A 26,002-nucleotide genomic window follows, 5' to 3' on the forward strand; every position below is an offset into this window, starting at 1 on the left:
GCGTGTTCACTGGCCCTGCCAGCGGCGCAGCACCAGCGAGGCGTTCGTGCCACCGAAGCCGAAGCTGTTGGACAGCACGGTATTCAACTGGGCATCGCGCGTGCGGGTGACCAGGGGCATGTCGCCCAGTGCCGGATCGGGCGTGTCCACATTGACCGAGCCTGCGATGAAGCCCTTGTTCATCATGATCATGCAGTAAATGGCTTCCTGCACGCCGGTCGCGCCCAGCGAGTGGCCGGTCAGCGACTTGGTGGAGGAGAACGGCGGCACCTGGTCGCCGAACAGGGCGCGCATGGCGCGCACTTCCTGCATGTCGCCCACAGGCGTGGAGGTGCCGTGGGTGTTGATGTAGTCCACGCCGCCTTCGATGCCTTCAAGGGCCTGCTGCATGCAGGCGATGGCGCCGTCGCCCGAGGGCGCGACCATGTCCTCGCCATCGCTGGTGGCGCCAAAGCCCACGACTTCGGCCAGGATGTTCGCACCCCGGGCCTGGGCGTGCTCCAGGCTTTCCAGCACCACGGCACCGCCGCCGCCTGCGATCACGAAACCGTCGCGGTTGGCGTCATAGGCGCGCGAAGCCTTTTCGGGCTGGTCGTTGTGCTTGCTGGACATGGCACCCATGCCGTCGAACAGCAGGGCCATGCCCCAGGACAGCTCTTCGCCGCCACCGGCAAACATCACGTCCTGCATGCCCCAGGCAATCTGCTGTGCCGCAGCACCGATGCAGTGCGCCGAGGTGGAGCAGGCCGAGGTGATGGAGTAGTTGATGCCCTTGACCTTGAAATTGGTCGCCAGGCAGGCCGACACCGTGGAGCTCATGCAGCGCGTGACCTGGTAGGGACCGACGCGGCGAATGCCCTTCTCGCGCAATGTGTCAGCCGCCTCGATCTGGTTGGCCGGCGAGCCGCCGCCCGAGCCCATGATCAGGCCCGTGCGCGGATGGCTGACCTGCTCGGGAGCCAGGCCGGCCTGGGCGATGGCATCTTCCAGCGCGATCTGCGCATAGGCTGCCGCATCGCCCATGAAGCGCAGCTGCTTGCGATCGATCCGTGCCTCGACGTCGATCTCCGGCACACCGGCCACCTGGCTGCGCATGCCCAGTTCGGTGAACTTCGGCATGGCCTTGATGCCCGTGCGGCCCTCGCGCAGCGAGGTCTCCACGGTATCGAGGTCGTTGCCGATGCACGAGACAATGCCCGCGCCGGTGATGACTACGCGACGTTTGGTCATGCTGCCGTTCCCTGGCCTTCACCCTCGCGCAGGAACAGACCCACGCGCAGGTCATTGGCCACGTAGATTTCCTTGCCATCGGCCAGAAGGCGTGCATCGCCGATGGCCATGTTGAGCTTGCGCTTGATCACGCGCTTGATGTTGATTTCGTAGGTCACCAGCTTGACGTCAGGACCCACTTCGCCCGTGAACTTGACCTCGCCGGCGCCCAGGGCGCGGCCACGGCCGGGAAGGCGCAGCCAGGTCAGGTAAAAGCCGATCAACTGCCACATGGCGTCCAGGCCCAGGCAGCCGGGCATGACGGGATCGCCCCGGAAATGGCAGTCGAAGAACCAGAGATCAGGCTTGATGTCGAGTTCGGCGACGATCTTGCCCAGGCCGTGGGCGCCACCATCGGTGTCGATGTGCGTGATGCGGTCGAACATCAACATGGGAGGCAGGGGAAGACGTCCGCTGTCTGCGGAAAACAGCTTGCCTTCGCCCGAAGCGATCAGTTGCTCATACGAAAAAGAATCGGCCATTGTCTAACTTGCTCCACGGCGGCACTGACGCCACCTCTATCTCTGAATGGGTGCGGCCCGCAGCGGACCATGCAGCCGCGCATTATCGGGGTTGAACGTTGCCAGACTGCAACAAAACCCCGAGGCCGCATCAAAACTCTGCCACAAAAGCCACGCCGACCCAGGTCGCGGGCCTTGGCTACAGCCCCTGGACCGGCCGCTTGCGGCGCCTGATCCACGCCACCGCCAGCACCGCCAAGGCAGCCAGGCACAGCGGCACCAGACCTGCCGCGTGCACCCAGCGCGCGAATGGCGTCAAGGCCTCACGCCCCTGCACGCTGGCCTGCAGCACGGCACGCTCGTAAGGCACCAGCGCCTGCGTGACCACACCCCGGTGGTCGATGGCAACCGTGGCGCCGGTGTTGGTGGCGCGCAGCATGGGGCGCTCGAATTCCAGGGCGCGCATGCGGCTGATGGCCAGATGCTGGTCGATGGCCACGCTGTCGCCAAACCATCCGATGTTGCTGAAATTCACCAGCACCGTCGGCGCCGTCGCCGCGTTGCCAAAATGCGCCCCCAGCTCCTCGCCAAACAAATCCTCGTAGCAGATGTTGGGCGACAGGCGCTCGCCGGCCCAGGCCATGGAGGGCTGACCCAGCGCGCCACGGTTGAAGTCGCCCAGCGGTATGTTCATCATCTGCGTGAACCAGCGGAACAGCGGCGGGATGAACTCCCCGAAGGGCACCAGATGGTGCTTGTCGTATTGGTAGTCCTGGATCTGGCCGGGCTGCCAGCCCACGACCGAGTTCGTGTAGCCGGCCTCTTCCGACCCCAGGGGAATGCCCAGCAGCGCAGCCTGCCGGCCGTCCTTCTTCAGATACGGTTCGCGCAGCAGGTCCAGGTATTCCTCGGGCAGTTGCTGGGGCAGCAGGGGTACGGCCGTCTCAGGCGCCACGACCAGTTGCGCGGTGGCCGCGCGCAGCTCGCGCCCGTACCAGCCCAGCGCCAGCGGAATGCCGCTGCCGGCCTCGAACTTCTCATCCTGCGGGATATTGCCCTGCAGCAAGGCCACGCTCAGCGCCGGCCGTTCGGCCGACGGTGCATTGATGGCGGCATCGCGAAGCCACCACAGCCCGCCCCAGGCCAGGACCAGCGCCACTGCAGTGACCACCAGGCGGACGGGCCGGAGACCCTGTCTGTCCAGCAAGGCAGCCAGCCCATACGCCAACCCATATGCCAGCCAGGCCGCCACGGCGCCCGTGCCATAGACGCCAATCCAGCGCGGCAGCACGGACAAGGGGCCTTCCACATGGGCATAACCGCCCGCGCCCCAGGGAAAGCCGGTCCACAGCCAGCCACGCGCCAGCTCGGCCAGCAGCCAGACGGCGGAAAACAGCAGCGCGCCACCCGCCGCACCAGCAGGGCGCAGCCTTTGCCAGCCCCAGGCGGCCACAGCGTAGTAGCTGCCCAGAAACGCCGCAAGCGCCAGCACGGCGGCAACGGCCAGCGGCGCAGGCAGGCCGCCGTAGACATGCATGGAGATGAACAGCCACCAGAAGGTGGCCACCAGCCAGGCCGTGGCGAAGAGCATGGCACGCCCTGCCGCCTGGGCCGGACGCTGCGCCGTCTGCAGGGCGCGCGCCAGCACGGCCAGCGACAGAATCTGCAGCCACCACAGCGGGCGGCCATAGCCGCCGATGAGGCTCAGCGGCCCGTCGCCTTGCCCGCGCGCCCAGGGCCAGGCCAGCGACAGGGCCTGCGCTGCACCGGCCACAAGCAGCAGCACGCCATGGGCGAACCGGCCCATGCGCCGGCCGTCTTGCGAGAAAGCGGAAGAACTGGACAGGGGCATCGGCCGGTTGTGCGCAAAAAGAGGTAGGTCTCGGGTGAGAGAGGTCCAGCCAAGGGCAGGTTCAGGCGCAGCCTCAGCTGCGCAGCAGGCTGTCGGCGGCGGGATCGCGCACCACCTTGAACCAGCGCACGGCGCCGCCCTTGGTGTGCAGCACGGTGAATTCCAGGCCCGCCAGATGGATCTGCTCGCCGCGCTTGGGCACATGGCCCATTTCGTGGGCGATCAGGCCGCCGATGGTGTCGAACTCATCGTCGGGATCGCGGGCATGCAGGGCGACCTCGAAGGTCTCGTTGACATGCTCGATGGTGGTGTCGCCCGCCACGCGGTAGCTGTTGTCGGCCAGGGCGAAGATGTCGCCCTCGTCCTCGGGGATGTCGAACTCGTCCTCGATCTCGCCGACGATTTCCTCCAGCACGTCCTCGATGGTCACAAGACCCGCCACGCGGCCGAACTCGTCGATGACCACGGCGAGGTGGTTGCGGTTGCCCCGGAATTCACGCAGCAGATCGTTCAGGCCCTTGCTCTCCGGCACGAAGGCGGCGGGGCGCAGCAGGGCGCGGATGTTCAGGTCCGGCGAACGCTGCAGCTTGAGCAGGTCCTTGGCCAGCAGGATGCCGATGATGTTCTCGCGCTCGCCCTGGTAGACCGGGAAGCGCGAATGGGCCGTGGTGATGACCTGGTGCAGCAATTCATCGAACGGCGCGTCGATGTTGACCAAGTCCATGCGAGGGGCTGCGACCATGACGTCGCCGGCCGTCATGTCGGCCATGCGGATCACGCGTTCGAGCATGACGCGCGACTCGGGGCCGATGACCTGATTGTCCTCGGCGTCGGCCAGGGTCTCGATCAGCTCGTCGGGAGAGTCGGGGGCCGGGTGAATGAACTCGGCCACCTTTTGCAGGAAGCTTCGCTTGCTTTCCTTCTCGGAAGAGCGCGCAGGATGGGGGTCGGACACTGTCTTGGAGTGCAGGACGTGCGGTAGTGAAACAAGCTGCAAGGATAGCGGATTGCTCCGTCACCCCTGCATGCGCTGCGCCAATTCCCTTGCGGCGTTTTGCGCTTATTCGCCGGCCTGGTGGCGGCCATCCTGCACGCCACGGCGGATTTCCTGCACGTCGGCCAGGAAATCCCAGAACTGCTTGGCCTGCTTCTTGAACTGGTAGTCCACCTCGCCGATGTGCTCGGTCATCAGAGACGCCATGTGCGTGTCGATGCCGGCGGGCGGCAGTTGCAGGTAGGCCTCGGATTCGGAGCCATCGCGCTTGATGGTGGCGCCGGCCTTGCGCGCAATCCTGAGCATGGCCGTGTTCTCCGACAGCGCGTGGATGAACATCATGGACACGCCCTTGGTGCGTGCATGGATCACGGCGCGGTTGAACAGGCGCCCGCCATAGCCACGGCCACGTGCCTGCTTGAGCACGGAGACGCCGAATTCGGCGCAGCTCTTGTGCTCGGGATGCGAGGCAAAGGCCAGGTGCGCCATGGCGATCAGTTCGAGACGGCGGTTGTAGATGCCGAAGATGTCATCGCGCTCGAAGTCGAGCTGCATGGCATAGCGGCGGACCTGCTCGTCGCTGGCGGCATAGCCGAAGCGCAGGTAGCGGTCGCCTTCATCGAGCTTGAGCAAATGCGCCACCACGCGCTCGCGGTGGGACGGGCCCAGCGAGCGAATGGGCACCATGGACGCGGAGCGCCCATCGGGACGGTGCGGCTGGCCTGCGCTCGCACGCAACATGTCCCGGCCGGCCTGCCAGGACGCCTTCAACCAGTCTTTGGATGCATTCATGGCTCAAATATAGGTAAAAACCCGATGTCGAGCAACGGAGATATTGCAATGCAACAAAACCGTAAGGTTTTGGCATGCAAACCAATTTTCCCTCCCTGCACCTCTCGACGGCCAGGCCCCCTGTCCGAGCCTTCGTGGCTACAGAGGCACCGCCGTGGTCACCTTCACCCGGTCCATCACGAAGCTGGTCTTGCAGTCCTGCACGCTGGGGTGCTTGAGCAAGGTGTCCATGACGAAGCGCGTGTAGTGCTGCATATCGGCCACGACCACGCGCATCAGGTAGTCCATTTCGCCGGTCAGTGACACGCATTCCACCACCTCGGGCCAAGTCTGCACGCTGGCGCGGAACACGTCCATGGGGTTGCGCTTGCTGGTCTCGGTGTACTTTTCCAGGCGCACGTTGAGATAGGCGGTCAGCCCCAGGCCCACCGTCTCGGGCTGGACCAGGGCCACATAGCGATCGATCACACCGCCGTCTTCCAGGCGCTTGACCCGGCGCAGCACGGCGCTGGGAGACAGGCCGACCTGCTCCCCGATGACGTCATAGGTTTCCCGGCCGTTGGCCTGCAGGCGGCGCAAAATGGCCCGATCCAGTTTGTCGATGTTGTGCGTGGCGCTCATGGCGGTGGACTCGTAAATAAGTACGGATTTCTTCAGGGTTAACCCGAATTAACCAGTTAAATTGCGATAAACGAAAGATTTCCGCAATTTTCATGCATTTCGCATTTTCCCTCCACGGGCAAACGGCAAAAAGCTGAAGCCCCTCCCGCCTACAGTGACAGCACCGATCGAGAAGACGCAGGCGCCGGCCATGGCGCCCGTCCGACTGTCCTGCACTGAACTGGCCGGAGATCCCCATGAATGCCCCGCTGAACCAGGCTGCCGCCCAGGCCTGCGCGCAAACAGTCAAGCGCCAACGGGACATGCATCGTCCACGCCTTCCGGCCTGCCCACGCTGCCTATACTGCGGGGATCGCCTCCATTTCGCTTCACGCCATGACGCCCCGCCACGACGCCAACCGCGCCATGTCACGCCATGCCCGAGCGCCTGCGCCAGCCGGCCCGCAGCCGTCGGCCCGGTTGGCGCGGCGCAGCCTGCTGGCAGCACTGGCCGCCCTGCCCTGGCTGCCTGCGGCGGCGCAGGCCCAGCAGCCCTCCGCCGCCCAGACGCGCGATGCGAAGCCCGACTCCCTGACCCTGATCGTTCCCTATGCGGCCGGCGGCCCGCTGGACCGCACGGCACGGCCGCTGGTCGAGGCCAGCACCGCGAAGCTGGGAGCCATCCAGATCCTCTATGTGCCGGGCGACGGCGGCGCCAAGGGCTCCAACATGGTCGCCCAGGCCACCGCCCAGGACCGCTTGCTGCTGATGGGCGCGGCCGCCACCCATGCCGTGCTGCCCTGGCTGCAGCCCCAGCTGGGCTACGACCCGCTGCGCGACTTCCAGCCGCTGGTGCTGGTGGCGCGCATGCCCAATGTGCTGGTCATGCGCAGCGATCTGGCACGCCAGTGGCGCATACGCACGCCGCTGGACCTGCAGCGCTTTCTTGCAAAGCACCGCCAGCCGCTGCGCTATGCCTCGGGCGGGCCGGGCAGCAGCGGCCACCTGTCGGGCGAGATGTACCAGATGCTCACGCGGCTGCCGCTGCTGCACCTGCCCTTCGGCGGCACGCAGCCGGCACTGTCGGCCCTGCTCGACGGCTCGGCCGACCTGCTGTTCGACAGCCTGGCGTCTTCGCTGCCGCACATCCGCGCAGGGCGGCTGCAGGCCCTGGCCGTGACCACGCTGGAGCGCGCGCCCCTGCTGCCCGAGGTGCCCAGCCTCAACGACACGGTGCAGGGCTTCAACATGGCCAACTGGTTCGGCCTGTTTGCACCGGCCAGCTGGCCCGCGGAACAGGCGCAGCGCCATGCCGCCGCGTTCTCGCAGGCCATGCGCAGCCGCCCGGTGCAGGACACCCTGTCCGCCATGGGCGCGCTGCCCGAAGAGCTGCAACTGCAGGAGTTCGCGCGCTTTGTGCGTTCCGAGCACAGCAAATACGGCCTGCTGGTACAGGCCGCCCGAATCCGCCAGCTCTGAGCCGCGCAGGTGCCTTGCCTGCCCCCGGCCTGGGGCGGCAATGACAAGATCCTTGGAGAGCACCATGATGAGCACCGCAGCGACCCCCACCTCGTCCCACGCCCCCGCCCACGCCCCCGGTGTGGCACCTGTGGTCTACGGCCAGGCCGACCGCCCCCCGCGCGGCGACTACAGCCGCGCCAGCGACGACTACACCTGCGCGCAGGACTACGACGCCTACACCGAGGCCGACCACGACACCTACCGGCGCCTGTACGAGCGCCAGTCCGCCCTGCTGCCGGGCCTGGCAAGCCAGCACTTCATCGACGCCCTGCCCTCGCTGGGCGCCAAGGACCGCATTCCGCGCTTCGAGGAAGTCAACGAGCGCCTGCGCCGCGCCACGGGCTGGGAGATCGTCGGCGTGCCCGGGCTGATTCCCGAGGTGCCCTTCTTCTCGCTGCTGGCCAACCGCAAATTCCCGGTCACGGACTGGATCCGCAAGCCCGAGGAGTTCGAGTACATCGTCGAGCCCGATGTCTTCCACGACCTCTTCGGCCATGTGCCGCTGCTGTTCAGCCCCGTCATCGCCGACTACATCCAGGCCTACGGCCAGGGCGGGCTCAAGGCGGCCGAGCTGGGCGCCTGCGAGATGCTGTCGCGCCTGTACTGGTACACCATCGAATTCGGCCTGATCCGCGAGCAGGGCGGCCTGCGCGCCTATGGCGCGGGCATTCTCAGTTCATCGGGCGAACTCAACTACTCGGTGCGCAGCCCCGAGCCGCAGCGCCTGCCGCTGTCGCTGGAGCGCGCCATGCGCACGCTCTACAAGATCGACAGCTACCAGCACACCTACTTCGTGATCGACGACCTGCAGCAGCTGTTCGACCTCACGGCCGCCGATTTCGAGCCGCTGTACCGCCAGCTGCGCGATCAGCCCACCGTCGCGGCAGATGCGCTGCTGCCGGGCGAGGTCGCTCTGTAGGAATCGGCGCTGCAGGAATCTGCAGCCTCAAGCCGCTCGCGCAGCGCCAGGCAAAAGCGCCAGACGCGCTCGTCGAACACCAGCTGCACGTGGGCCACATCGTCCAGGCGGTGCGCATCCTGCCCCGGCAGCGTGGCCACGGGGAATGGAAAGACGATGTTGTCGCAGCAGCTCCACCAGCAGCTGAAGGGCACGTCCGAGGGCGGCGGCCCCAGGCGCTGCAGCCAGGCGCTGTCCATGCGCATCTGCAGCGCCGGCAGGCCATGGGCGAAGCGCGCCATCCAGGTGCCACGGTGTGGGGTGGCCAGCGTCACCACATGGGCCGCCAGTTGCGGGCGCTCCTGCGCCGACAGTTGCCCCAGCCAGGCCCGCACCACCAGGCCACCCATGCTGTGCGCCACGATCAGCGGAGCGCGCCCAGTGGCCTGGGCCATGCGGCGCGCGCAGGCGTCAAGGTCGGCCACCATGGCATCGATGGATGCGCCATGCGCCGGCTCCAGCGTCATGGCAGCGCAGGCAATGCCGCCTCTCTTGAGCCGCCGCAGCCAGGGCGCCCAGACCGCGCGGTTGCAGAAGAACCCGTGGACCAGCACCACGCCCACCTGGCCCATCGCACCCACTTGGCCGGTGGTGCCGCCGTCAGGCCAGCCATCGGCCTGGGCACGGGCGCGAAACGGCAGCCGCCAGCCAAACACCTGCACGGCCAACCGCCACTCGGCCAGCCAGGCCGCCGCCACCGTGCGCCACGACGGCACAGGTGCCCCCTCCTTGCGCACCACGCGGCGCATCAACACCATCTGCAGGCCCAGGTGCAGGCCCGGCCAGCACAGGCCCAGCAGCGCCCCCGCCAGCGCCAGTCCGGGTGAACGCGGCCACCACCATGCCAGCCAGGCCGCGGCGCCCGCCAGCGTGCCCAGCGCCACCATTTGCAGAATGCGTGCGTTCACGGCAGCCCGTCCCCAATGAAAAAAGAAGCCAACGTAGCACAGGCCCTAGGACAACCCCGTGTAGACCGCAAAGCACCCGCCTGACCAGAATCGGCCGCAGCGGTGGCCGGCCGACCGGCGCCTGCAACTTCGCTGTCCCCCTGTCTTCCCAGCAACCCAAGGTACCCTGCATGGACGCTGCGCCCTGGCTCAAGAACTATCCCGCCGATGTGCCTCACGAGGTGCATCCCGAGCAATACCGCTCGCTCACACACCTGCTGGAGGAGGCCTTCACCCAGCATGCGGACCTGCCCTTTTCGGTCTGCATGGACCGCTGGATGAGCTACCGCGAGCTGGACCAGCTGTCCACCCGCCTGGGCGCCTGGCTGCAGGGGCTGGGCCTGGAGCCCGATGCGCGCGTGGCCATCATGCTGCCCAATGTGCCGCAGTTCGCCGTCAGCATGGCGGCCGTGCTGCGCGCCGGCTACACCTGCGTCAACGTCAATCCGCTGTACACCCCGCGCGAGCTGGAGCACCAGCTCAAGGACTCGGGCGCCACGGCCATCATCATCCTGGAGAACTTCGCCCACACCCTGGCCGACGTGATCGAGCGCAGCGCCATACGCCATGTCTGCGTCACGGCCATGGGCGATCTGCTGGGCGGCATGTACGGCAGCTGGATCACCTTCGCCGTGCGCCACCTGGCCAAGATGGTGCCAGCCTACAGCCTGCCGCTGGACGGCTCGGGCGGCACGGTGCGCGAGGTCACGACCTTTTCCCAGGCGCTGGCGCGCGGCGCCCAGAAAGAGCTGCGGCCCAGCCAGGCGGGGCTGGATTCGGTGGCCTTTCTGCAGTACACGGGCGGCACCACGGGCCTGTCCAAGGGCGCCGTGCTCACCCACCGCTGCATCGTGGCCGCCACGCTGCAGGCCCATGCCTGGTTCACGCCCGCGCTGCATGGCCGCGTGAAGGCCCAGGACACGCACATCATCGCGGCGCTGCCGCTGTACCACATCTTCGCGCTCACGGTGAGCCTGTTTGCCATGCGCATGGGCGCCAGCCTGAGCCTGATCCCCAATCCGCGCGACATCCCCAAGTTCGTCAAGGTGCTGCAAAAACGGCCCTTCCACATCCTGCCGGCCGTCAACACCCTGTTCAATGCCCTGCTCAACAACGCCCAGTTCCGCGAGCTGGACTTCTCGCAACTGCGCGTGTCGCAGGCCGGGGGCATGGCCGCCAGCGAGGGCACGGCGCGCCAGTGGCAGCAGGTCACGGGCAGCGTGATGATCGAAGGCTGGGGCATGAGCGAGACCTGCGCCATCGGCACCAACAACCCCGTCATCACCACCTCCTTCAGCGGCACCATCGGCCTGCCGCTGCCGGGCATCTCCATCGCCATCAAGGACGACGAAGGCCGCGACCTGCCCATGGGAGAGGCCGGCGAGCTGTGCATCAAGGGCCCCAACGTCATGCGCGGCTACTACAACCAGCCCGACGAAACCGCCAAGGCCTTCACGGCCGACGGCTACATGCGCACCGGCGACATCGGCGTGATGGACCAGGAGGGCTTCACCCGCATCATCGACCGCAAGAAGGACATGATGGTGGTCAGCGGCTTCAACGTCTATCCGAACGAGCTGGAGAACGTGATCTCCATGTGCCCCGGCGTGCTCGAATGCGCAGCCGTGGGCGTGGCCGACGAGCGCCAGGGCGAGGCCATCAAGGTCTACGTGGTGCGCAGCGACCCGGCACTGACCGAGGAACAGGTGATGCGCTTTTGCCATGACCAGCTCACCGGCTACAAGCGCCCGCGCACGGTGGAGTTCCGCGACGAACTGCCCAAGACCAACGTAGGCAAGATCCTCAGGCGCGCCCTGCGCGATCCCGCCTGAAACCCGCACGGCCGCAGCTGTAGCCCACGCGTCAGCCGTGGCTGCCTGCGGCTGTTAGCCTCGGGCAAAAGCCGCCTCGCCTCCTCATGACAACTTCCGCCCCAACCAGCGACAGCGCCGCGCTGCCCCCCGGCATGACCGTGCTGGAGCGCGGCTGGCTGTCGGCCAACAACATCGTCTTCGCCGCCGATACCGATGTCCCTGTGGACGACCCGCAGGACGACGGCGCTGCCGTGGTCGATACCGGCTACGTCAGCCATGCCGGGCAGACCGTGCTGCTGGTCGAGCAGACGCTGGCCGGCCAACCGCTGGCACGCATCCTCAACACCCATCTGCACAGCGATCACTGCGGCGGCAATGCTGCCTTGCAGGCGCGCTGGCCGCAGGCCCGGACCTACGCCGCACCGGGCCAGGCCGCCTTCGTGCGCGACTGGAACCCCGCTGCACTGAGCTACACGCCCACCGGCCAGGAATGCCCGCAATTTGCGCTGACCGGCGTGCTGCAGCCCGGCACCAGCGTGCGGCTGTCGGGACGCGACTGGCAGATCCATGCCGCGCCCGGGCACGATCCGCACTCCATCATCCTGTTCGAGCCCGCCAGCCGCACCCTGATCTCGGCCGACGCGCTCTGGGAAAACGGCTTCGGCGTGGTCTTCCCCGAGATCGAGGGCCTGAGCGCCTTCGACGAGGTGGCCGCCACGCTCGACGTGATCGAAGGCCTGGCACCGCTCACCATCGTCCCCGGCCACGGCGGCGTTTTCACGGGCGTGGCCGCCGCGCTGGACACGGCGCGCCGCCGCCTGGACGGCTTTGTGCGCGCCCCCGAGCGCCACGCGCTCTACGCGGCCAAGGTGCTGCTCAAGTACCGGCTGCTGGACTGGCAGCGCATACGCACCACCGATCTGCTGGCCTGGCTGGCCGCCACGCCCTACTTCGGCATGCTGCATGCAGGCTATTTCAGCCACGAAACCGCCGAGCACTGGAGCCGCACGCTGGTGGATGCGCTGGTGCAATCGGGCGCGGCGCAGCGCGAGGGCGAATGGGTTCACAACGCCTGAACGAAACAGATCTGCGATAGACGTAAAAGAAATTAAGAATGCTCTGATAGATTTCACAAATGGCAATGACTAGCATTCGCTGATCAGCAAAAAGGCGCTCCTGACGTCCACGGGAATCGCACTGCAGGCCAAGTGCCTGCGCTGATCAGAGCGAGCCTCAGGCCTGCCACATGACGCGCTCCGCGTCCAGCCGCCCCGCCAGCCAGCATCCAATCATGCACAGCGAGGGAGGCGGGCATGGCTCACCACACCAATCACATCACCGGCCGCAAGCACTGCGCGGCTGCGACACGGCCGCATGCCGTGGGCATCGCCGCCACGCTGATGGCACTGAGCCTGCCGATGCAGATCCAGGCGCAGCCCGCCACGCCAGCTCCGCTGGACCAGACACTCGGGGAAGTCCAGGTCCGCGACCGCCATGACGGTGGCTACAAGGCGCAAAAGGCAGCATCCCCCAAGTTCACCCGCCCGCTGGTGGACACGCCCCAGACCCTGTCGGTGATACGCCGGGAAGTCATGGAGGAACAGGAAGCAACCACCTTGCAGGAAGCCTTGCGCAACACGCCCGGCGTGACCCTGTTGCTGGGAGAAGGCGGCAACTCCAACAGCAAGGACAACATCTTCATGCGCGGCTTCGACACCACAGGCAGCATCTTCATCGACGGCGTGCGCAACCTGGGCAGCTCGGTGCGCGACACCTTCAACATCGAGGACATCGAGATCGTCAAGGGCGCCTCGGGTTCCGAGTACGGGCGCGGCGCGCCTTCCGGCAGCATCAACATGCGCACCAAGCTGCCGATGCTGGGCGATCTGTCGCAGATACGCCTTGGCACCGGCACCGCCGACACCAACCGCGCCACTGCAGACCTGAACCGGCAGCTCGGCGACACCGCCGCCCTGCGTCTGAACGCCATGGTCCAGAGCAGTGGTGTCGCAGGCCGCGACTTCGTGCGCGACCAGGGCATGGGCATGGCGCCATCGCTGGCCCTGGGGCTGGGCACGCCCACGCGCCTCATCGCCGACATGCAACTGCTGCAATACGACAACCGTCCCGATGGCGGCGTGCCCACCGTGGGACTTCCAGGCTTCTACAACGGCGCATTGTCCATACTGGGCATCAAAGACATACAGCCCGTGGACCCGTCCAACTTCTACGGCAGCCTGGACGACTTCAGCAAGACCGAGCTGAACCAGGCCACCGTGCGCTTCGAGCACGACCTGTCACCCGGCACCACGGTGCGCAACATCACGCGCGTGGGACGCAGCAAGATCGACCAGTTGCTCACGGGCACCTCGGGCATCGTCAGCGACGGAAGCGGCGCAAGCGCCGTGGGTCGCCCGGACCCCGCCACCTGGACTGCCTCGCGCTCGCGCCAGTTGCGCTGGCAATCCAACCAACTGCTCACCAACCAGAGCAATCTTTCATCGAGTTTCAAGACCGGCGGACTGCAGCACGCGCTGAGCGCGGGCCTGGAACTGATCTACGAGAAGCAGACCTCCAGGGGACGCACGGGCGCCGGCACCATGGCGCCCGCCAACCTCTATGACCCCAACGTCAACGATCCAATCACGGGCCAGGACATCCGCTACACAGGCCAGATCAGCGAAGGCAACACCAGAACCGTCGCGCTGTATGCCTTCGACAGCATCGAGTTCAGTCCGCAGTGGCAGCTCAACGGCGGCCTGCGCTGGGACCGCTACCGCAGCGCCAACGACAACACCACCGCACCCAATGCCGCCACGGGTGCGCAGACCACCAGCCAACTAAGCAGCAGCGGCAGCCTGCTAAGCACAAAACTGGGGCTGGTCTTCAAGCCGGTGGACTACGGCAGCATCTACGCCGGTATCTCGACGTCGCAGCAGCCGCCGGGCGGCAGCAACTTCTCGCTCAGTGCTACGGAGGGCAACATCAACCACTCCAGCATGGACCCCTCCAAGGCCGCCAACCTGGAAGTGGGCACCAAGTGGGACATCCTGGATCGCCGCCTGCTGCTGACGGCCGCCCTGTTCCAAACCACGGTGCGCAACGACCTGGGCACCATCGACAACGTCACGGGTGCCGTGACCCAGTATGGCAAGAAGCAGGTCAAGGGGATCGAGCTGGGCGCCGTCGGCCAGATTACGCCGGCCTGGAACGTCACGGCCGGCCTGGCACGCATGAACACCAAGATTGAGCAGGGCACGTCTTCACAGACCGGCGCACACCTGAACTGGTCACCCAAGCTCAGTTTCACCAGCTGGACCACGTACCGCTTCGGCAACGGACTGACGCTGGGTGGTGGCGCACGCTACATGGCCAGGATGGCGCGCCTGGTCAGCAATTCCGCCGTGCCGGACACCACCAACATGCCCAGCACACGCGACTACTGGGTCTACGACGCCTTCATGGCCTATGAGGTCAGCAAGCACCTGCGCCTTCAACTGAACGTCTACAACCTGGCCGACAAGAAATATGTGGCCAGCCTCAACAACAACGGCGCACGCTACATGCCGGGCCCAGCACGCTCGGCCCGGCTCGTGGCCACGCTGAAGTTCTGATGCCAGCGAGGTGTTGCCGAGCGGCAACGAACAGACAAGGCGATATCAGATAGTTCTTATATTTTTATTAAGAATCACTATCATTTTCACTACAGACATAGACCTCTGTTACAGCCAGCACCGGAGCCGTCCTGCACGCCATCCGACCAGCAAGCCAGCACATTCACCGCCCACGGCGCCCTCCCGTGCGCCGGGCATTGCGCCCTCCTCCAACATGGCGAACTCCAACACGTACATCAAAAGCCGCAAACACCATGGTGCCGGCCGCCCGTCGTCGGCCGGTCTCATCGCTGCTGCCGCAGCCCTGGCCACCCTGGGCCTGCCCGCAATGGCCCAGACTTCTTCCCCTGGCACCAATGCCGCGCCCAGCCTCAAGGAAGTGACGGTCGAAGGCGCACGCAGCACCGGCTATGAGCCCGCGCAGGTCTCCTCTCCCAAGTTCACCCAGCCGCTGGTGGACACCACGCAGACCATCTCCGTCATCAAGGAGCAGGTGCTGCAGGAACAAGGCGCCACCACGCTGACCGAGGCGCTGCGCAACGTGCCCGGCGCAGGCACCTTCTACGCGGGCGAGAACGGCAACACCAGCACGGGTGATGCCATCTACATGCGCGGCTTCGACACCTCCAACAGCATCTATGTGGATGGCGTGCGCGACGTGGGCTCCATCTCGCGCGACGTGTTCAACACCGAGCAGGTGGAAGTCACCAAGGGCCCGGCCAGCACCGACTACGGCCGCAGTGCCCCCACCGGTGCCATCAACATGGTCACCAAGCAGCCCAGCCTGACCGACAGCTTCGGCGCCTCGCTGGGCGCGGGTTCGGGCAGCTACAAGCGCTCCACCGTGGACTGGAACAAGAGCCTGACCGGCATGGGCGGCGCGGCCTTCCGGCTCAACGCCATGGTGCAGGACGCCGGCGTCGCCGGCCGCGACCGCGTGGCCAACGACCGCTGGGGCATCGCACCGTCGTTCGCCTTCGGACTGAACACCGACACGCGCACCTACCTGAACGTGCTGCACGTCAAGCAAAGCAATGTGCCGGACGGCGGCGTGCCCACCATCGGCCTGCCCGGCTACAGCAACACCGACGCGCGCCTGAACGCGGGCCGCCCCGTGGACCCCAGCCGCTTCTACGGCACCAGCGCCGACCACGACGACGTGACGGCCGACATGGTCACGCTGCGCGTGGAACACGACTTCACGCCCGACACCACGCTGCGCAACACCACGCGCTGGGGTCGCACCAAGCAGGACTACCTGCTCACGGCCTTCATGACGCTGTCCGCCAACAACAGCAGCAACCCCGCCAACTGGACCGTGGCGCGCAGCCTGCCGACCTTCAAGAACCAGGTCAACGACATCGTCACCAACCAGACCAACCTGACGACCAAGCTGGCGACAGGCAGCGTGCGGCACGAGCTGAGCACCGGGGTGGAGATCACGCGCGAGAAGCAGAGCAACTACGGCACGGGCACCACAGGCGCCTGGCCCGATGCCAATCTCTATGACCCGCAGGTGCCCAGCTCCGGCCTGAACTGGTCGCGCAACGGCGCCGACAGCAAGGGCTCGACCGACACCTTTGCGCTGTACGCCTTCGACACGCTCAAGTTCAACGAACAGTGGCAGGCCAACGCCGGCCTGCGCCTGGACCGCTACAAGACGCAGTACGACGCACGCGCCGTCTGCGGCGGCCGCAGCGGCCCGGCCTGCGGCAGCAATCCTGCAGGCACCGTGCTGCCCAGCGCCGTGGGCCTGGAGGCCTCCGACACCCTGCTGAGCTGGAAGATCGGCGGCCTCTACAAGCCCGCGCCCAATGGCAGCGTGTACGTGAACTACGCCCTGTCGCAGCAGCCACCGGGCGGTGCCAACTTCACGCTGTCCACGGCCGCCAACAACGCCAACAATCCCAACATGGACCCGCAAAAGGCCAAGACCGCCGAGCTGGGAACCAAGTGGGAGCTGATGGACAAGCGCCTGCTGCTGACAGGCGCGCTGTTCCGCACCGAGATCACCAACGAGATCGTCACCAACCCTGACGGCACCGTGGGACAGACCGGCAAGAAGATCGTGCAGGGTCTGGAGCTGGGCGCCACGGGCCAAATCAGCCCGGCCTGGGGCGTGACGGCGGGCTACACCATCCAGAACACCAAGGTGGACACGGGTGCCACCGTGGCGCAGGACGGCTCCAGCGGCCTGACCTACACGCCCAAGAACGCCTTCTCGCTGTGGACCAGCTACCAGTTCCCGTTCGGCCTGACGCTGGCTGGCGGGGCGCGCTACTCGGGCGGACTCAAGCGTGGCACCGACGGCGCCGTGGGCACGCCCAACTTCACCGATGCCTACTGGGTCTTCGATGCCATGGCCAGCTACCGCATCAACAAGAACGCCGACATCCAGCTGAACTTCTACAACCTGTTCGACAAGGAATACGTGGGCGCCATCAACAAGAGCGGCTACCGCTATTTCCCGGGCACGCCGCGCTCCGTGCGCGTGTCCGCGAACTTCCGCTTCTGAGTGGATGCAAGACGGGCCGCCGCGCCGGCCTTGCCGCGCGCAGAGCGCCGACAATCTCTGTACCGCCCCGGCCCCGCCGGGGCTTTTTCCATGCGAGGAGGACCCGCACCATGATGCTGCACATTCCCGACGTGCTCACGCGCCAGCAGATCACTGCCATCCGCACAGCCATCGACGCCGCCGACTGGGTGGATGGCCGTGCCACGGCAGGCAGCCAGGGCGCCCGGGTCAAGCGCAACCGCCAGTTGCCCGAAGACTCGCCCGTGGCACTGGAGCAGGGCCGCATCATCGAGCAGGCGCTGGCGGCCAATGCGCTGTACTTCAGTGCCGCCCTGCCCGCACGCACCATGTCGCCGCTGTTCAACCGCTATGCGGACAGTGAAACCTATGGCCTGCACGTGGACGGTGCGGCGCGGCGCCTGTCAGGCGCGCAGCAGTGGATGCGCACCGATGTGTCCTGCACCCTCTTCCTCTGCGATCCCGAGGACTACGACGGCGGCGAGCTGGTCGTGGTGGACACCTACGGCACGCACGAGGTCAAGCTGCCGGCCGGCGATCTCATCCTCTACCCCTCCACCAGCCTGCACCGCGTGGAACCGGTCACCCGGGGCGAGCGCGTGTGCTCCTTCTTCTGGGCGCAGAGCATGGTGCGCGACGACACACGCCGGGCCATGCTGTTCGAGATGGACCAGACCATCCAGCGCCTGCGCGAAAAACTGGGCGAGACCGACGAAACCCTCAGCCTCGCGGGCCAATATCACAACCTGCTGCGCATGTGGGCGGAGACCTGAGGGATCGGATCGCTTCAGGGCTTGTGCTTTTCCGCGCAGCCGATCAGGTGGTTGTAGCTGCTGGACATGCACTGGTACATGGCCTTGGAGCGGCCCGTGGCGGCCTGGCAGTCGGCCACCGTGGCGTGCGTGCGCGCCTCGCGAAACTTGCCGGCGGTTGCATCGAACTGCGCCTGGGTGATGTAGCCGCCCTTGACGTTCTTCTGCCCGTTCTCGACCATGGTGTCCACCTGGCTGCGGATGTTGTCCACGGCGGCGGCGCAGTTCAGCGGCACCTCCTTGGAGTCGACCTTGCTCAGGCCCTTGGCCACGCCGTCCGCCATCTCGCGCACCTGCTTGGGCAGCTTCTTCGTGCCGTCGGGGTTGCGCTCCTCGCCAAACCGGCCCGAGCCTGCGCCCGAGCTGCCATTGGGCGATACCTTGATCTGGCCGGCATCGGCCTGGTCGGTGGGCAGCTGCGATCCGTAATGCGTGCGCCCTTCCGCGTCCACCCATTTGTAGACCGGCTGCGCTGCCGCCGTGCACGCCCATGCAAGACCCAGCGCGGCCCAGGCCGCGCGGCTCCATGTTGTTTTCATTGTTGAAACCCCTGCGGTATCCGGGCCGCGGCATGCGGCCCGCCTGTCGGTAACCAAGTGTAGCAACGCCAGGCGACGCTGCACCCCGCAGGAATGTCAAGTGCGGCTCAGGGCAGGTCCTTGCTGGGGTCGGGCGTGGCTGCATCGCGGGGGCCGATGGTGCCCAGGCGGCTCTTGAGCGACTGGGGCTGGCCCGTGATGAGCGCCGCGTAGTTGGTGGTGTTGGACAGCACCTTCTTCACGTAGTCGCGCGTCTCGGTGAAGGGCACGTTCTCGGCCCAGATGGCGGCGTCGAGCACCGGGCCGTTGCGCCAGTTGCGCGGGCGGCCGGGACCGGCGTTGTAGCCTGCCGCAGCCAGCGCCATGGAACCGTCGAAATCGTCCAGCGCCAGCTTCAGATAGGCGGTGCCGATGGTGATGTTCACCTCGCGGTCATTGATCATGGACGGAGAAAAGTCCGTCATGCCGATCTTGCGCGCCGTCCAGCGGGCCGTGGCCGGCATGACCTGCATCAGGCCCGAGGCGCCCACGCCCGAGCGGGCATCCATGATGAAGCGGCTTTCCTGGCGGATCAGGCCATAGACGTAGGCCGGGTCCAGGCCGATGGAGCGCGAGCGCGCCAGCACCGTGTCGTGGAAGGGCATGGGAAAGCGCTGGCTCCAGTCGGCAAAGCTGCGGGTGCGCTCGCTGGTGTTGATGCAGCGGTCCCAGACCTGCTGCTGGCAGGCCAGATCGGCGGCGGCCAGCAGTTCGCGGTCGCTCATGCCGCCGGCCTGGTGCAGGTTGGTGGCGTAGTTCCATTCGCGCACGCCTTCGCTGCGCAGGCCGTTCTGGATGGCGTAGAGACCGCGCACCAGGCTGGGGTTGGCGCGGGCGGCGGCCTTTTCGGGCGCCGTGGGCGGCGCCGGCTGGGGGGGCGCCGTCACGCGCTGGCCGATGTCCTCCAGCGCCAATTGCTCGTAGAAGCTGCCGGGGCCGGCCATGTCCTCCAGCAACTGGCGCGCCTCGGAGCGTTCCTGCTCGCTAGGTCGGCCGGACAGCAAGGCACGCGCCTTCCAGTAGGTCCATGTGTGTTCGGTGCGCTCGGGACCCATGGCGTCGATGGCGCGGCGCACCGTGCGCCAGTCGCCGGCGCGCAGCGCGGCGCGCACCTTCCAGCCCAGCAGTTCATCGCTGAGGTCGCCGTCCTTGCGCACCTTGCCGAAATAGGTCGCCGCCTCGGGCTGCAGCTTGAGCGCGGCCTGCTTGCCGATCACGCCCCAGGCCCAGTTGTTCTCCTCGGCCGTCAGCCGGGCACCCCAGCCGCCTTCCAGCTGGGTGGCCGCCGCCGCCGGGTCGCTGGAGGCCATGCGGATCAACGCCAGCAGCGCCAGTTCCTTGGGCACGGCACCGCGCACGCGCGTCTGCCCGGCCAGGTACTTGGCGGGCGAGGCAAAGACCTGTGCCACCTGGGGCAAGGCCTCGGGAGCGACGATGGCCACGGCATCGCGCGTGGCCTTTTGGCGATTGGCCTCGGCCGCCTGGCGCGCCTTGCGCCAGACTTCGGGTTCGCTGATCTGCTTGGCCGCGTACAACTCGCCGGCGGCGTAGGTGCAGCCGTCGTCGGCGTCGCGCTGGGCCCACCACAGGTCGCGCACCTGCTGGCCCAGGTTGGCAGCAGGCTGGCCCTTGATGCTGTCGATCAGCAGGGCGTAGCAGCTGACGGAGCGGTCATCGCGCATGCGAAACGCACCATGCACCTGGTCGAACATGCCCCAGTCGCGGCGCTGCCCCAGCAGCAGCAGCCAGTCGTTGCGCAGCCGGTCTTCCTGGTAGGTGCCGGGCCAGCGCTTGAAAAACCCCAGAATCTCATCGGCACTGGCTTCTTCCAGCCGGGCCTTGAGTTCCCAGTACGCGGCCCAAGGTTCGAGCACATGGCCACGCGCAGAAGGCAGCAGCTGCGTGAGCTTGGCCTTGTCGCCTTTGCGGAAGGCCTGCTGCATTTCCAGCAAGACATCGTCGCCACGGTTTTGCGCCAGCGCAGGCGTGGCTGCGGTGGTCCAGAGGGAAGCCGCCAAAAGCGGTGTCAAAATCTTCAGCCAGTGCATGGAGGAAATTATCTGATGGACAAAGCAGCCCTGCGCCGCAGCTTGATAGACCAGCGCCTCAATCTTCCCGACCGACTGCAGCGCGCCGACGCGCTGCAACAGGTCATGCGCTTTTGGCTGATACAGCGGCCCGACACCGTGATCGGCGCCTATTGGCCGATCAAGGGAGAGTTCGATCCGCTGCCCGCGCTTCACCGCTGGAAGGAAGATGGCGAGCTACAGGGTACCCCACAAAGGCGCCGAATCGGACTGCCGGTGATTGACAAGCAGCGTAAGACACTCAGCTTTCACGCTTGGTACCCGGGCTGTCCCATGGAAGAGGATGCCTACGGCATTCCCAAGCCCAAGGACACCGAAACCCTGACCCCCACCCTGCTGTTCGTGCCCTGCGTGGGCTATGCGGCCGGCGGCTACCGCCTGGGCTATGGCGGGGGTTTCTACGACCGCACCCTGGCTGAACTGCAGCCCAAGCCCTTCACCGTGGGCCTGGGCTACGGCTGCGGCTATGTGGACGAGTTCGAGCCCGAGCCGCATGACCTGCCGCTGGATGCCATCCTGAATGACCATGGGGTCGTCTGGCCGGTGTAGAACAAGCACCCCCTGAGGCGCTGCGCGCCTTCCCCCTCTCTGCCCGCTTCGCGGGGGAGGGGGACGACACCCTCACTGCGGGGCGGCCCTTGCTCGGTGTCCCTCGCTTTTGGCCGCGCCGGTTTTTAGCGCTGTGCTTCTTTAGTTTGCTGTCTCGCGCTGCGCCTGCCATTGATGCCAGCCGCGGGCGCGCAGGTCGCAGGCGGGGCAGGTGCCGCAGCCGTAGCCCCAGTCGTGCAGCGTCTCGCGCGTGCCCTGGTAGCAGGTGTGGGTGTCGCGCTGGATGAGGTCCACCAGGGTGTCGCCGCCCAGGTCGTGGGCCATTTGCCAGGTTTGGGCCTTGTCTATCCACATCAGGGGCGTTTCGATGCGCAGGCGCCGCTCCAGTCCCAGGTTCAGGGCGAGCTGCATGGCCTTCATGGTGTCGTCTCGGCAGTCGGGGTAGCCGGAGTAGTCGGTCTCGCAGACGCCGGTGACGATCACCGACAGGCCGCGCCGGTAGGCCAGCGCGCCGGCCAGGGTCAGGAACAGCAGGTTGCGGCCGGGCACGAAGGTGTTGGGCAGGCCGTCGGCCTGCATGGCGAAGGCCACGTCCTCGGTCAGGGAGGAGCCGCCGATCTGTTGCAGCACGTCCAGCGAGAGGACATGGTCATCGCCCAGGCGCGGAGCCCATTGGGGAAAGTCCCTGGCCAGCCGCTCGCGCACCTGCTGGCGCACCTGCATTTCCACGCTGTGGCGCTGGCCGTAGTCAAAACCGAGGGTCTCGACGCGCTCGTACAGCGACAGCGCCTGCGCCAGGCAGGTGGTCGAATCCTGGCCGCCGGAAAACAGGACCAGTGCAGCCGTGTGGCGCGCCGCTGGCGCCTGGGGAGAAGAGCTATCGTTTTGCATGGCACGCATTAGAGCGCGCCCAGGCAGCGCCCAGCTCCTACATGGGTTTTCCTGCCATGCTTGCTAAGCTGTAGGGCCTATCGCGGAGGTTGCGGCCATGCTCACGCTCTATATCGGCAACAAGAATTATTCGTCCTGGTCCATGCGCCCCTGGGTGCTGATGCGCCAGGCCGGCATTGCTTTCGAAGAGGTCATGCTGCGCTTTGACAGCTTCGACGAGCAGTCCGCCTTCAAGCAGCGCGCCCGCGCGCTCTCGCCTTCGGGCCGCGTGCCCGTGCTCATGGATGAAGGCATGGCCATCTGGGACAGCCTGGCCATCTGCGAGTACCTGGCCGAGAAATTCCCTGAAAAGCACCTGTGGCCCACGCTGGCGCTGAATCGCGCCCGCGCGCGCAGCCTCTGCGCCGAGATGCACAGCGGCTTCGGCGCCCTGCGCTCGCTGTGCCCGATGAACATCGAGGCCCAGCTGCCCGAGGTCGGCGCGCGGCTATGGGCAGAGAACGTCGCACTGCGCGACGATGTGCAGCACCTGTCCGAGCTGTGGCAACCGCTGCTGTCCACGGCCAGCGGCCCCATGCTGTACGACCAGTTCAGCATCGTCGATGCCTTCTTCGCCCCCGTGTGCATGCGCCTGGCGACCTATGAGCTGCCCGTGGCACCGGCCATCGACGCCTATGTGCGCCGCGTGCGCGCCCTGCCGGGCGTGCAGGACTGGGTGCAGGGCGCACTGGCCGAGCATGATTTCCGGCCGTTCGAGGAACCGTACCGCACGGCTGCGGCGGGCTGAGTGCCTCCTGTCTGCTGCCAGTCCGGCGCCTGTCAGAACGGCTCGGCCAGCAGATGCACCAGGCTGTGCACGCCATCGAAGTAGTTGCCCAGGCGCATGTTCTCGTCAAAGCTGTGCTGGTTGTTGTCGGCATTGACCAGGGGCACGATGACGAAGGGAATCTTCAGCGCCTGCACGGCCGCGCCCGTGGGCACGGTGCCGCCCATCATGCGGATCTGCACCGGGTCGCTGTCCCAGGCCTTGTTCATGCCCTTGCGCAGCCACTGGCCGACAGGGGCGTCCAACGGTGTGCGAACGGCAGAGCCGGAGGCTGATACACCGCCCAGCTTGAGGGTGGCGAGCCTGGGGTGGCTGGCACGCTGCTCGGCCGTGGGCGGGCCATCGACCAGATGGAAGCCCTGGGCCTCGATATGGGTGCGCAACAGTTTCTCCAGCCGCTCGGGAGGCGTCTCGGGCACGGTGCGCATGTCGATCTCGGCCACGGCCACGGAGGGCACGACGGTACGCGCCTTGCTGCCCACCTCGGCGCTTTGCAGGCCGCGCACGTTCAGCGAGGGGTACTGCATGGACTCCTGGTAGTTGCGTCCCACGGTCTCGGCCTTCGCAATGCCCAGGCGCTTGCGCAGGGCGGCCTCGTCGTCGGGCACGGCCTGCATCACCTCGCGTGCCTGCGCATCGAACTCGATGCCGTCGTAGTAGCCCTGGATCAGCACCTTGCCGTCATCGCCCTTCATGCTGGCCAGCAGGCGCGCCAGGGTCTGGGCCGGATTGGCCGCGTAGTTGCCGTAGTGGCCGCTGTGCAGTTCCTGGCTGGCGCCATAGACAGTGAGCGTGGCCTGGGCAATGCCCCGGTTGCCGAACACCAGGGTGGGCCGGTTGCTGGCGTGCATGGGACCGTCGAGCACCACCATGGCGTCGGACTTCAGCGCAGCCAGGTTCTCGCCGATCACGCGGCCCAGCGTGGGAGAGCCCTTTTCCTCTTCGGAATCCAGCAGCACCTTGATGTCCACGCCCGGCTGCTTGCCCTGGGCCTTGAGCGCATCCAATGCCGCCAGCAGCATGACGATGGGCGCCTTGTCGTCCGAGGACGAGCGCGCAAACACGCGCCACTGCGGATCGGGCTGCTCGCCGTACAACTGCTCCAGCGGCAGCGTGGCCCAGCGGCCATCCGGCTGGCGCTGCTTGAGCGTGGCCTGCCAGGGGCTGGCCTGCTGCCACTCCTCGGGCTTGACGGCCTGGCCATCAAGGTGGGCGTAGAACAGCACGGTCTTGCGCCCGGGCCCAGCCGACGGCAGCGTGGCCATGAGCATGGGCTTGTCGCCATTGGCCAGTTGCCGTACCTCGAAGCCCCGCCGCTCGAAGGCCTTGGCAAACCAGGCCACGTTCTTCTGGATGTCGGCCGGCACATTGGCGTCGTTGGGCAGGGCCAGCACCTCGACCCATTCATGCAGGCTGGCACGGGCCGCCTGCCGGGTGGTGTCGGCCAGCGGTGCGGCGCTGGCTGCGGACAGCAGGCCGGCAGCCGCCAGGCCCAGGATCAGGGCGGGAACACGCGGTCGAAAGGACCAAGCCATGGTTTTGTCTCCAAATGGAAAATGGGCATGCGGCGCCCCTGGGCGCCCGGTGCAGCCCGCCATCATGTCACCGCCCAGGCCGTACCATTGCGGGATGAGCGAATTTCAGGTGTACATGGTGGGCGGCGCGGTGCGCGACCGCCTTCTGGGGCGGGCCGTGCATGACCGCGACTGGGTCGTGGTCGGCGCCACGCCCGAGCAGATGGCCGAGCGCGGCTTCATGCCCGTGGGGCGGGACTTCCCCGTCTTCCTGCATCCCGAAACCCACGAGGAGTACGCCCTGGCGCGCACCGAGCGCAAGAGCGGGCCCGGCTACCGCGGCTTCGTCGTGCAGGCGGCGCCCGACGTCACGCTGGAGCAGGACCTGGCCCGGCGCGACCTGACCATCAACGCCATGGCCGCCCCCCCGGACTGGGATGGCAAAGGCGCCATCGACGATCCCTACGGCGGCCAGGCCGATCTGCAGGCCCGGGTACTGCGCCATGTGACCGATGCCTTTCGCGAAGACCCGGTGCGCATCCTGCGCGTGGCGCGCTTTGCGGCACGGTTCCACGAATTCACGGTGGCACCGGAAACCATGGCCCTGATGCAAGAGATGGTGGCCGCCGGCGAGGTGGATGCCCTGGTGCCCGAACGCGTCTGGCAGGAGATCAGCCGGGGCCTGATGGAGCGCCAGCCCTCGCGCATGTTCGAGCTGCTGCGCGAATGCGGCGCGCTGGCCGTGCTGCTGCCCGAGCTGGAGCGCCTGTGGGGCGTGCCCCAGCGCGCCGAGTACCACCCCGAGGTCGATACCGGCGTGCACGCCATGATGGTGCTGGACATGGCCGCGCAGCTGGACACCCCGCTGCCCGTGCGCTACGCCTGCCTGGTGCACGACCTGGGCAAGGGCACGACCCCGGCCGATGTGCTGCCGCGCCACATAGGACACGAGCACCGCAGCGCCCGCCTGGCCGAAAAGGTGGGCGAGCGGCTGCGCGTGCCCACCGACTGCCGCGAACTGGGCGACGTGGTGGCGCGCGAGCACGGCAACATCCACCGCAGCGGCGAGCTCAACGGCGCCGCCATCGTGCGCCTGCTGGAGCGCTGCGACGCCATCCGCAAGCCCGCGCGCTTCGAGCAGGCCCTTGCGGCCTGTGAATGCGACGCGCGGGGGCGCCTGGGTTTCGAGGACCGGCCCTACCCCCAGCGTGCCCGCCTGCGCGATGCGCTGGCTGCCGCGCTGTCCATCTCCACCTCGGACATCGCGGCCCAGGCCGCAGCGCGCGGCAAACAGGGCAAGGCCATAGGCGAGGCCGTGCAGGCGGCGCGCGCGCAGGCCGTGGCCGATTGGCTGGCGCAGGCGGCCTGAGCGCAAAGGCCGCCACACACG

21 protein-coding genes are annotated in these 26,002 nt (G+C 67.1%); 10 read left to right on the forward strand and 11 right to left on the reverse strand.

What is annotated here, in order from left to right:
• Positions 1 to 6: 6 nt before the first annotated feature.
• From fabB to DELCS14_RS25925, 6 genes are all read right to left on the reverse strand, one after another.
• Positions 7 to 1,230 carry a beta-ketoacyl-ACP synthase I gene (gene fabB, locus DELCS14_RS25900; protein ID WP_012203204.1) on the reverse strand — a complete coding sequence of 408 codons (1,224 nt, stop codon included), beginning with the start codon at positions 1,228 to 1,230 and terminating at the stop codon, positions 7 to 9.
• Positions 1,227 to 1,751 carry a bifunctional 3-hydroxydecanoyl-ACP dehydratase/trans-2-decenoyl-ACP isomerase gene (fabA, locus tag DELCS14_RS25905; protein WP_012203203.1) on the reverse strand — a complete coding sequence of 175 codons (525 nt, stop codon included), beginning with the start codon at positions 1,749 to 1,751 and terminating at the stop codon, positions 1,227 to 1,229. Before fabA ends, fabB begins: the two co-directional genes overlap by 4 nt.
• A 178-nt stretch (positions 1,752 to 1,929) precedes the next feature.
• A complete protein-coding gene (gene lnt, locus DELCS14_RS25910) occupies positions 1,930 to 3,582 on the reverse strand; it encodes an apolipoprotein N-acyltransferase (protein ID WP_013804258.1) in 1,653 nt (550 codons plus the stop codon).
• A gap of 73 nt (positions 3,583 to 3,655) precedes the next feature.
• Entirely contained in the window at positions 3,656 to 4,537 is an 882-nt protein-coding gene (locus DELCS14_RS25915; RefSeq protein WP_013804259.1) for a transporter associated domain-containing protein, read from the reverse strand.
• Positions 4,538 to 4,642: 105 nt separating this feature from the next.
• Complete coding sequence (locus DELCS14_RS25920) at positions 4,643 to 5,368, reverse strand: GNAT family N-acetyltransferase (RefSeq protein ID WP_013804260.1); 726 nt, start codon at positions 5,366 to 5,368, stop codon at positions 4,643 to 4,645.
• A gap of 138 nt (positions 5,369 to 5,506) precedes the next feature.
• Entirely contained in the window at positions 5,507 to 5,989 is a 483-nt protein-coding gene (locus DELCS14_RS25925) for an Lrp/AsnC family transcriptional regulator (RefSeq protein ID WP_012203199.1), read from the reverse strand.
• Between the two features lie 375 nt (positions 5,990 to 6,364).
• On the opposite strand from DELCS14_RS25925, the gene DELCS14_RS25930 reads away from it, so the two are divergent.
• Positions 6,365 to 7,447: a tripartite tricarboxylate transporter substrate binding protein gene (locus DELCS14_RS25930; protein WP_013804261.1), complete on the forward strand. Its 1,083-nt coding sequence runs from the start codon at positions 6,365 to 6,367 to the stop codon at positions 7,445 to 7,447.
• 64 nt (positions 7,448 to 7,511) lie between these two features.
• Positions 7,512 to 8,408 (forward strand): phenylalanine 4-monooxygenase, encoded by an 897-nt coding sequence (phhA, locus tag DELCS14_RS25935; protein WP_013804262.1) that lies wholly within the window; start codon positions 7,512 to 7,514, stop codon positions 8,406 to 8,408.
• Here phhA and DELCS14_RS25940 read toward each other — a convergent pair.
• Positions 8,357 to 9,355, reverse strand: a complete 999-nt coding sequence (locus DELCS14_RS25940; protein WP_013804263.1) for an alpha/beta fold hydrolase — start codon at positions 9,353 to 9,355, stop codon at positions 8,357 to 8,359. The genes phhA and DELCS14_RS25940 overlap by 52 nt on opposite strands.
• Before the next feature lie 170 nt (positions 9,356 to 9,525).
• Between DELCS14_RS25940 and DELCS14_RS25945 the strand changes: the two genes are divergently transcribed.
• From DELCS14_RS25945 to DELCS14_RS25965, 5 genes are all read left to right on the forward strand, one after another.
• Positions 9,526 to 11,226, forward strand: coding sequence for an AMP-binding protein (locus DELCS14_RS25945; protein WP_013804264.1), 1,701 nt, complete (start codon positions 9,526 to 9,528; stop codon positions 11,224 to 11,226).
• A gap of 86 nt (positions 11,227 to 11,312) precedes the next feature.
• On the forward strand, positions 11,313 to 12,284 hold the full coding sequence (locus tag DELCS14_RS25950) for an MBL fold metallo-hydrolase (RefSeq protein ID WP_013804265.1): 972 nt from the start codon (positions 11,313 to 11,315) through the stop codon (positions 12,282 to 12,284).
• 237 nt (positions 12,285 to 12,521) lie between these two features.
• The gene (locus DELCS14_RS25955; RefSeq protein WP_013804266.1) at positions 12,522 to 14,822 is read left to right on the forward strand and encodes a catecholate siderophore receptor Fiu; all 2,301 of its coding nucleotides are present in this window, start codon (positions 12,522 to 12,524) and stop codon (positions 14,820 to 14,822) included.
• Positions 14,823 to 15,036: 214 nt separating this feature from the next.
• Positions 15,037 to 17,337 (forward strand): catecholate siderophore receptor Fiu, encoded by a 2,301-nt coding sequence (locus tag DELCS14_RS25960; RefSeq protein WP_013804267.1) that lies wholly within the window; start codon positions 15,037 to 15,039, stop codon positions 17,335 to 17,337.
• Between the two features lie 110 nt (positions 17,338 to 17,447).
• Positions 17,448 to 18,128: a Fe2+-dependent dioxygenase gene (locus tag DELCS14_RS25965; protein ID WP_013804268.1), complete on the forward strand. Its 681-nt coding sequence runs from the start codon at positions 17,448 to 17,450 to the stop codon at positions 18,126 to 18,128.
• Between the two features lie 14 nt (positions 18,129 to 18,142).
• On the opposite strand, the gene DELCS14_RS25970 is transcribed toward DELCS14_RS25965, so the two are convergent.
• Entirely contained in the window at positions 18,143 to 18,706 is a 564-nt protein-coding gene (locus DELCS14_RS25970; RefSeq protein WP_013804269.1) for a DUF4124 domain-containing protein, read from the reverse strand.
• Between the two features lie 107 nt (positions 18,707 to 18,813).
• Positions 18,814 to 20,793: a lytic transglycosylase domain-containing protein gene (locus tag DELCS14_RS25975; protein WP_013804270.1), complete on the reverse strand. Its 1,980-nt coding sequence runs from the start codon at positions 20,791 to 20,793 to the stop codon at positions 18,814 to 18,816.
• 15 nt (positions 20,794 to 20,808) lie between these two features.
• Between DELCS14_RS25975 and DELCS14_RS25980 the strand changes: the two genes are divergently transcribed.
• A complete protein-coding gene (locus DELCS14_RS25980; RefSeq protein ID WP_012203191.1) occupies positions 20,809 to 21,381 on the forward strand; it encodes a 5-formyltetrahydrofolate cyclo-ligase in 573 nt (190 codons plus the stop codon).
• Between the two features lie 141 nt (positions 21,382 to 21,522).
• Here DELCS14_RS25980 and queC read toward each other — a convergent pair whose 3' ends face one another.
• The gene (queC, locus tag DELCS14_RS25985) at positions 21,523 to 22,272 is read right to left on the reverse strand and encodes a 7-cyano-7-deazaguanine synthase QueC (RefSeq protein WP_170962089.1); all 750 of its coding nucleotides are present in this window, start codon (positions 22,270 to 22,272) and stop codon (positions 21,523 to 21,525) included.
• Between the two features lie 97 nt (positions 22,273 to 22,369).
• Between queC and DELCS14_RS25990 the strand changes: the two genes are divergently transcribed.
• The gene (locus DELCS14_RS25990; protein WP_013804272.1) at positions 22,370 to 23,059 is read left to right on the forward strand and encodes a glutathione S-transferase family protein; all 690 of its coding nucleotides are present in this window, start codon (positions 22,370 to 22,372) and stop codon (positions 23,057 to 23,059) included.
• Positions 23,060 to 23,091: 32 nt separating this feature from the next.
• Here the strand turns inward: DELCS14_RS25990 and DELCS14_RS25995 are convergent, their stop codons facing one another.
• Positions 23,092 to 24,633: a M20/M25/M40 family metallo-hydrolase gene (locus DELCS14_RS25995; protein ID WP_013804273.1), complete on the reverse strand. Its 1,542-nt coding sequence runs from the start codon at positions 24,631 to 24,633 to the stop codon at positions 23,092 to 23,094.
• 94 nt (positions 24,634 to 24,727) lie between these two features.
• On the opposite strand from DELCS14_RS25995, the gene DELCS14_RS26000 reads away from it, so the two are divergent.
• A complete protein-coding gene (locus DELCS14_RS26000; RefSeq protein WP_012203187.1) occupies positions 24,728 to 25,981 on the forward strand; it encodes a multifunctional CCA addition/repair protein in 1,254 nt (417 codons plus the stop codon).
• Positions 25,982 to 26,002 lie beyond the last annotated feature (21 nt).

This window comes from Delftia sp. Cs1-4 (assembly GCF_000214395.1).
Taxonomy (GTDB): Bacteria; Pseudomonadota; Gammaproteobacteria; order Burkholderiales; family Burkholderiaceae_C; genus Comamonas; species Comamonas acidovorans.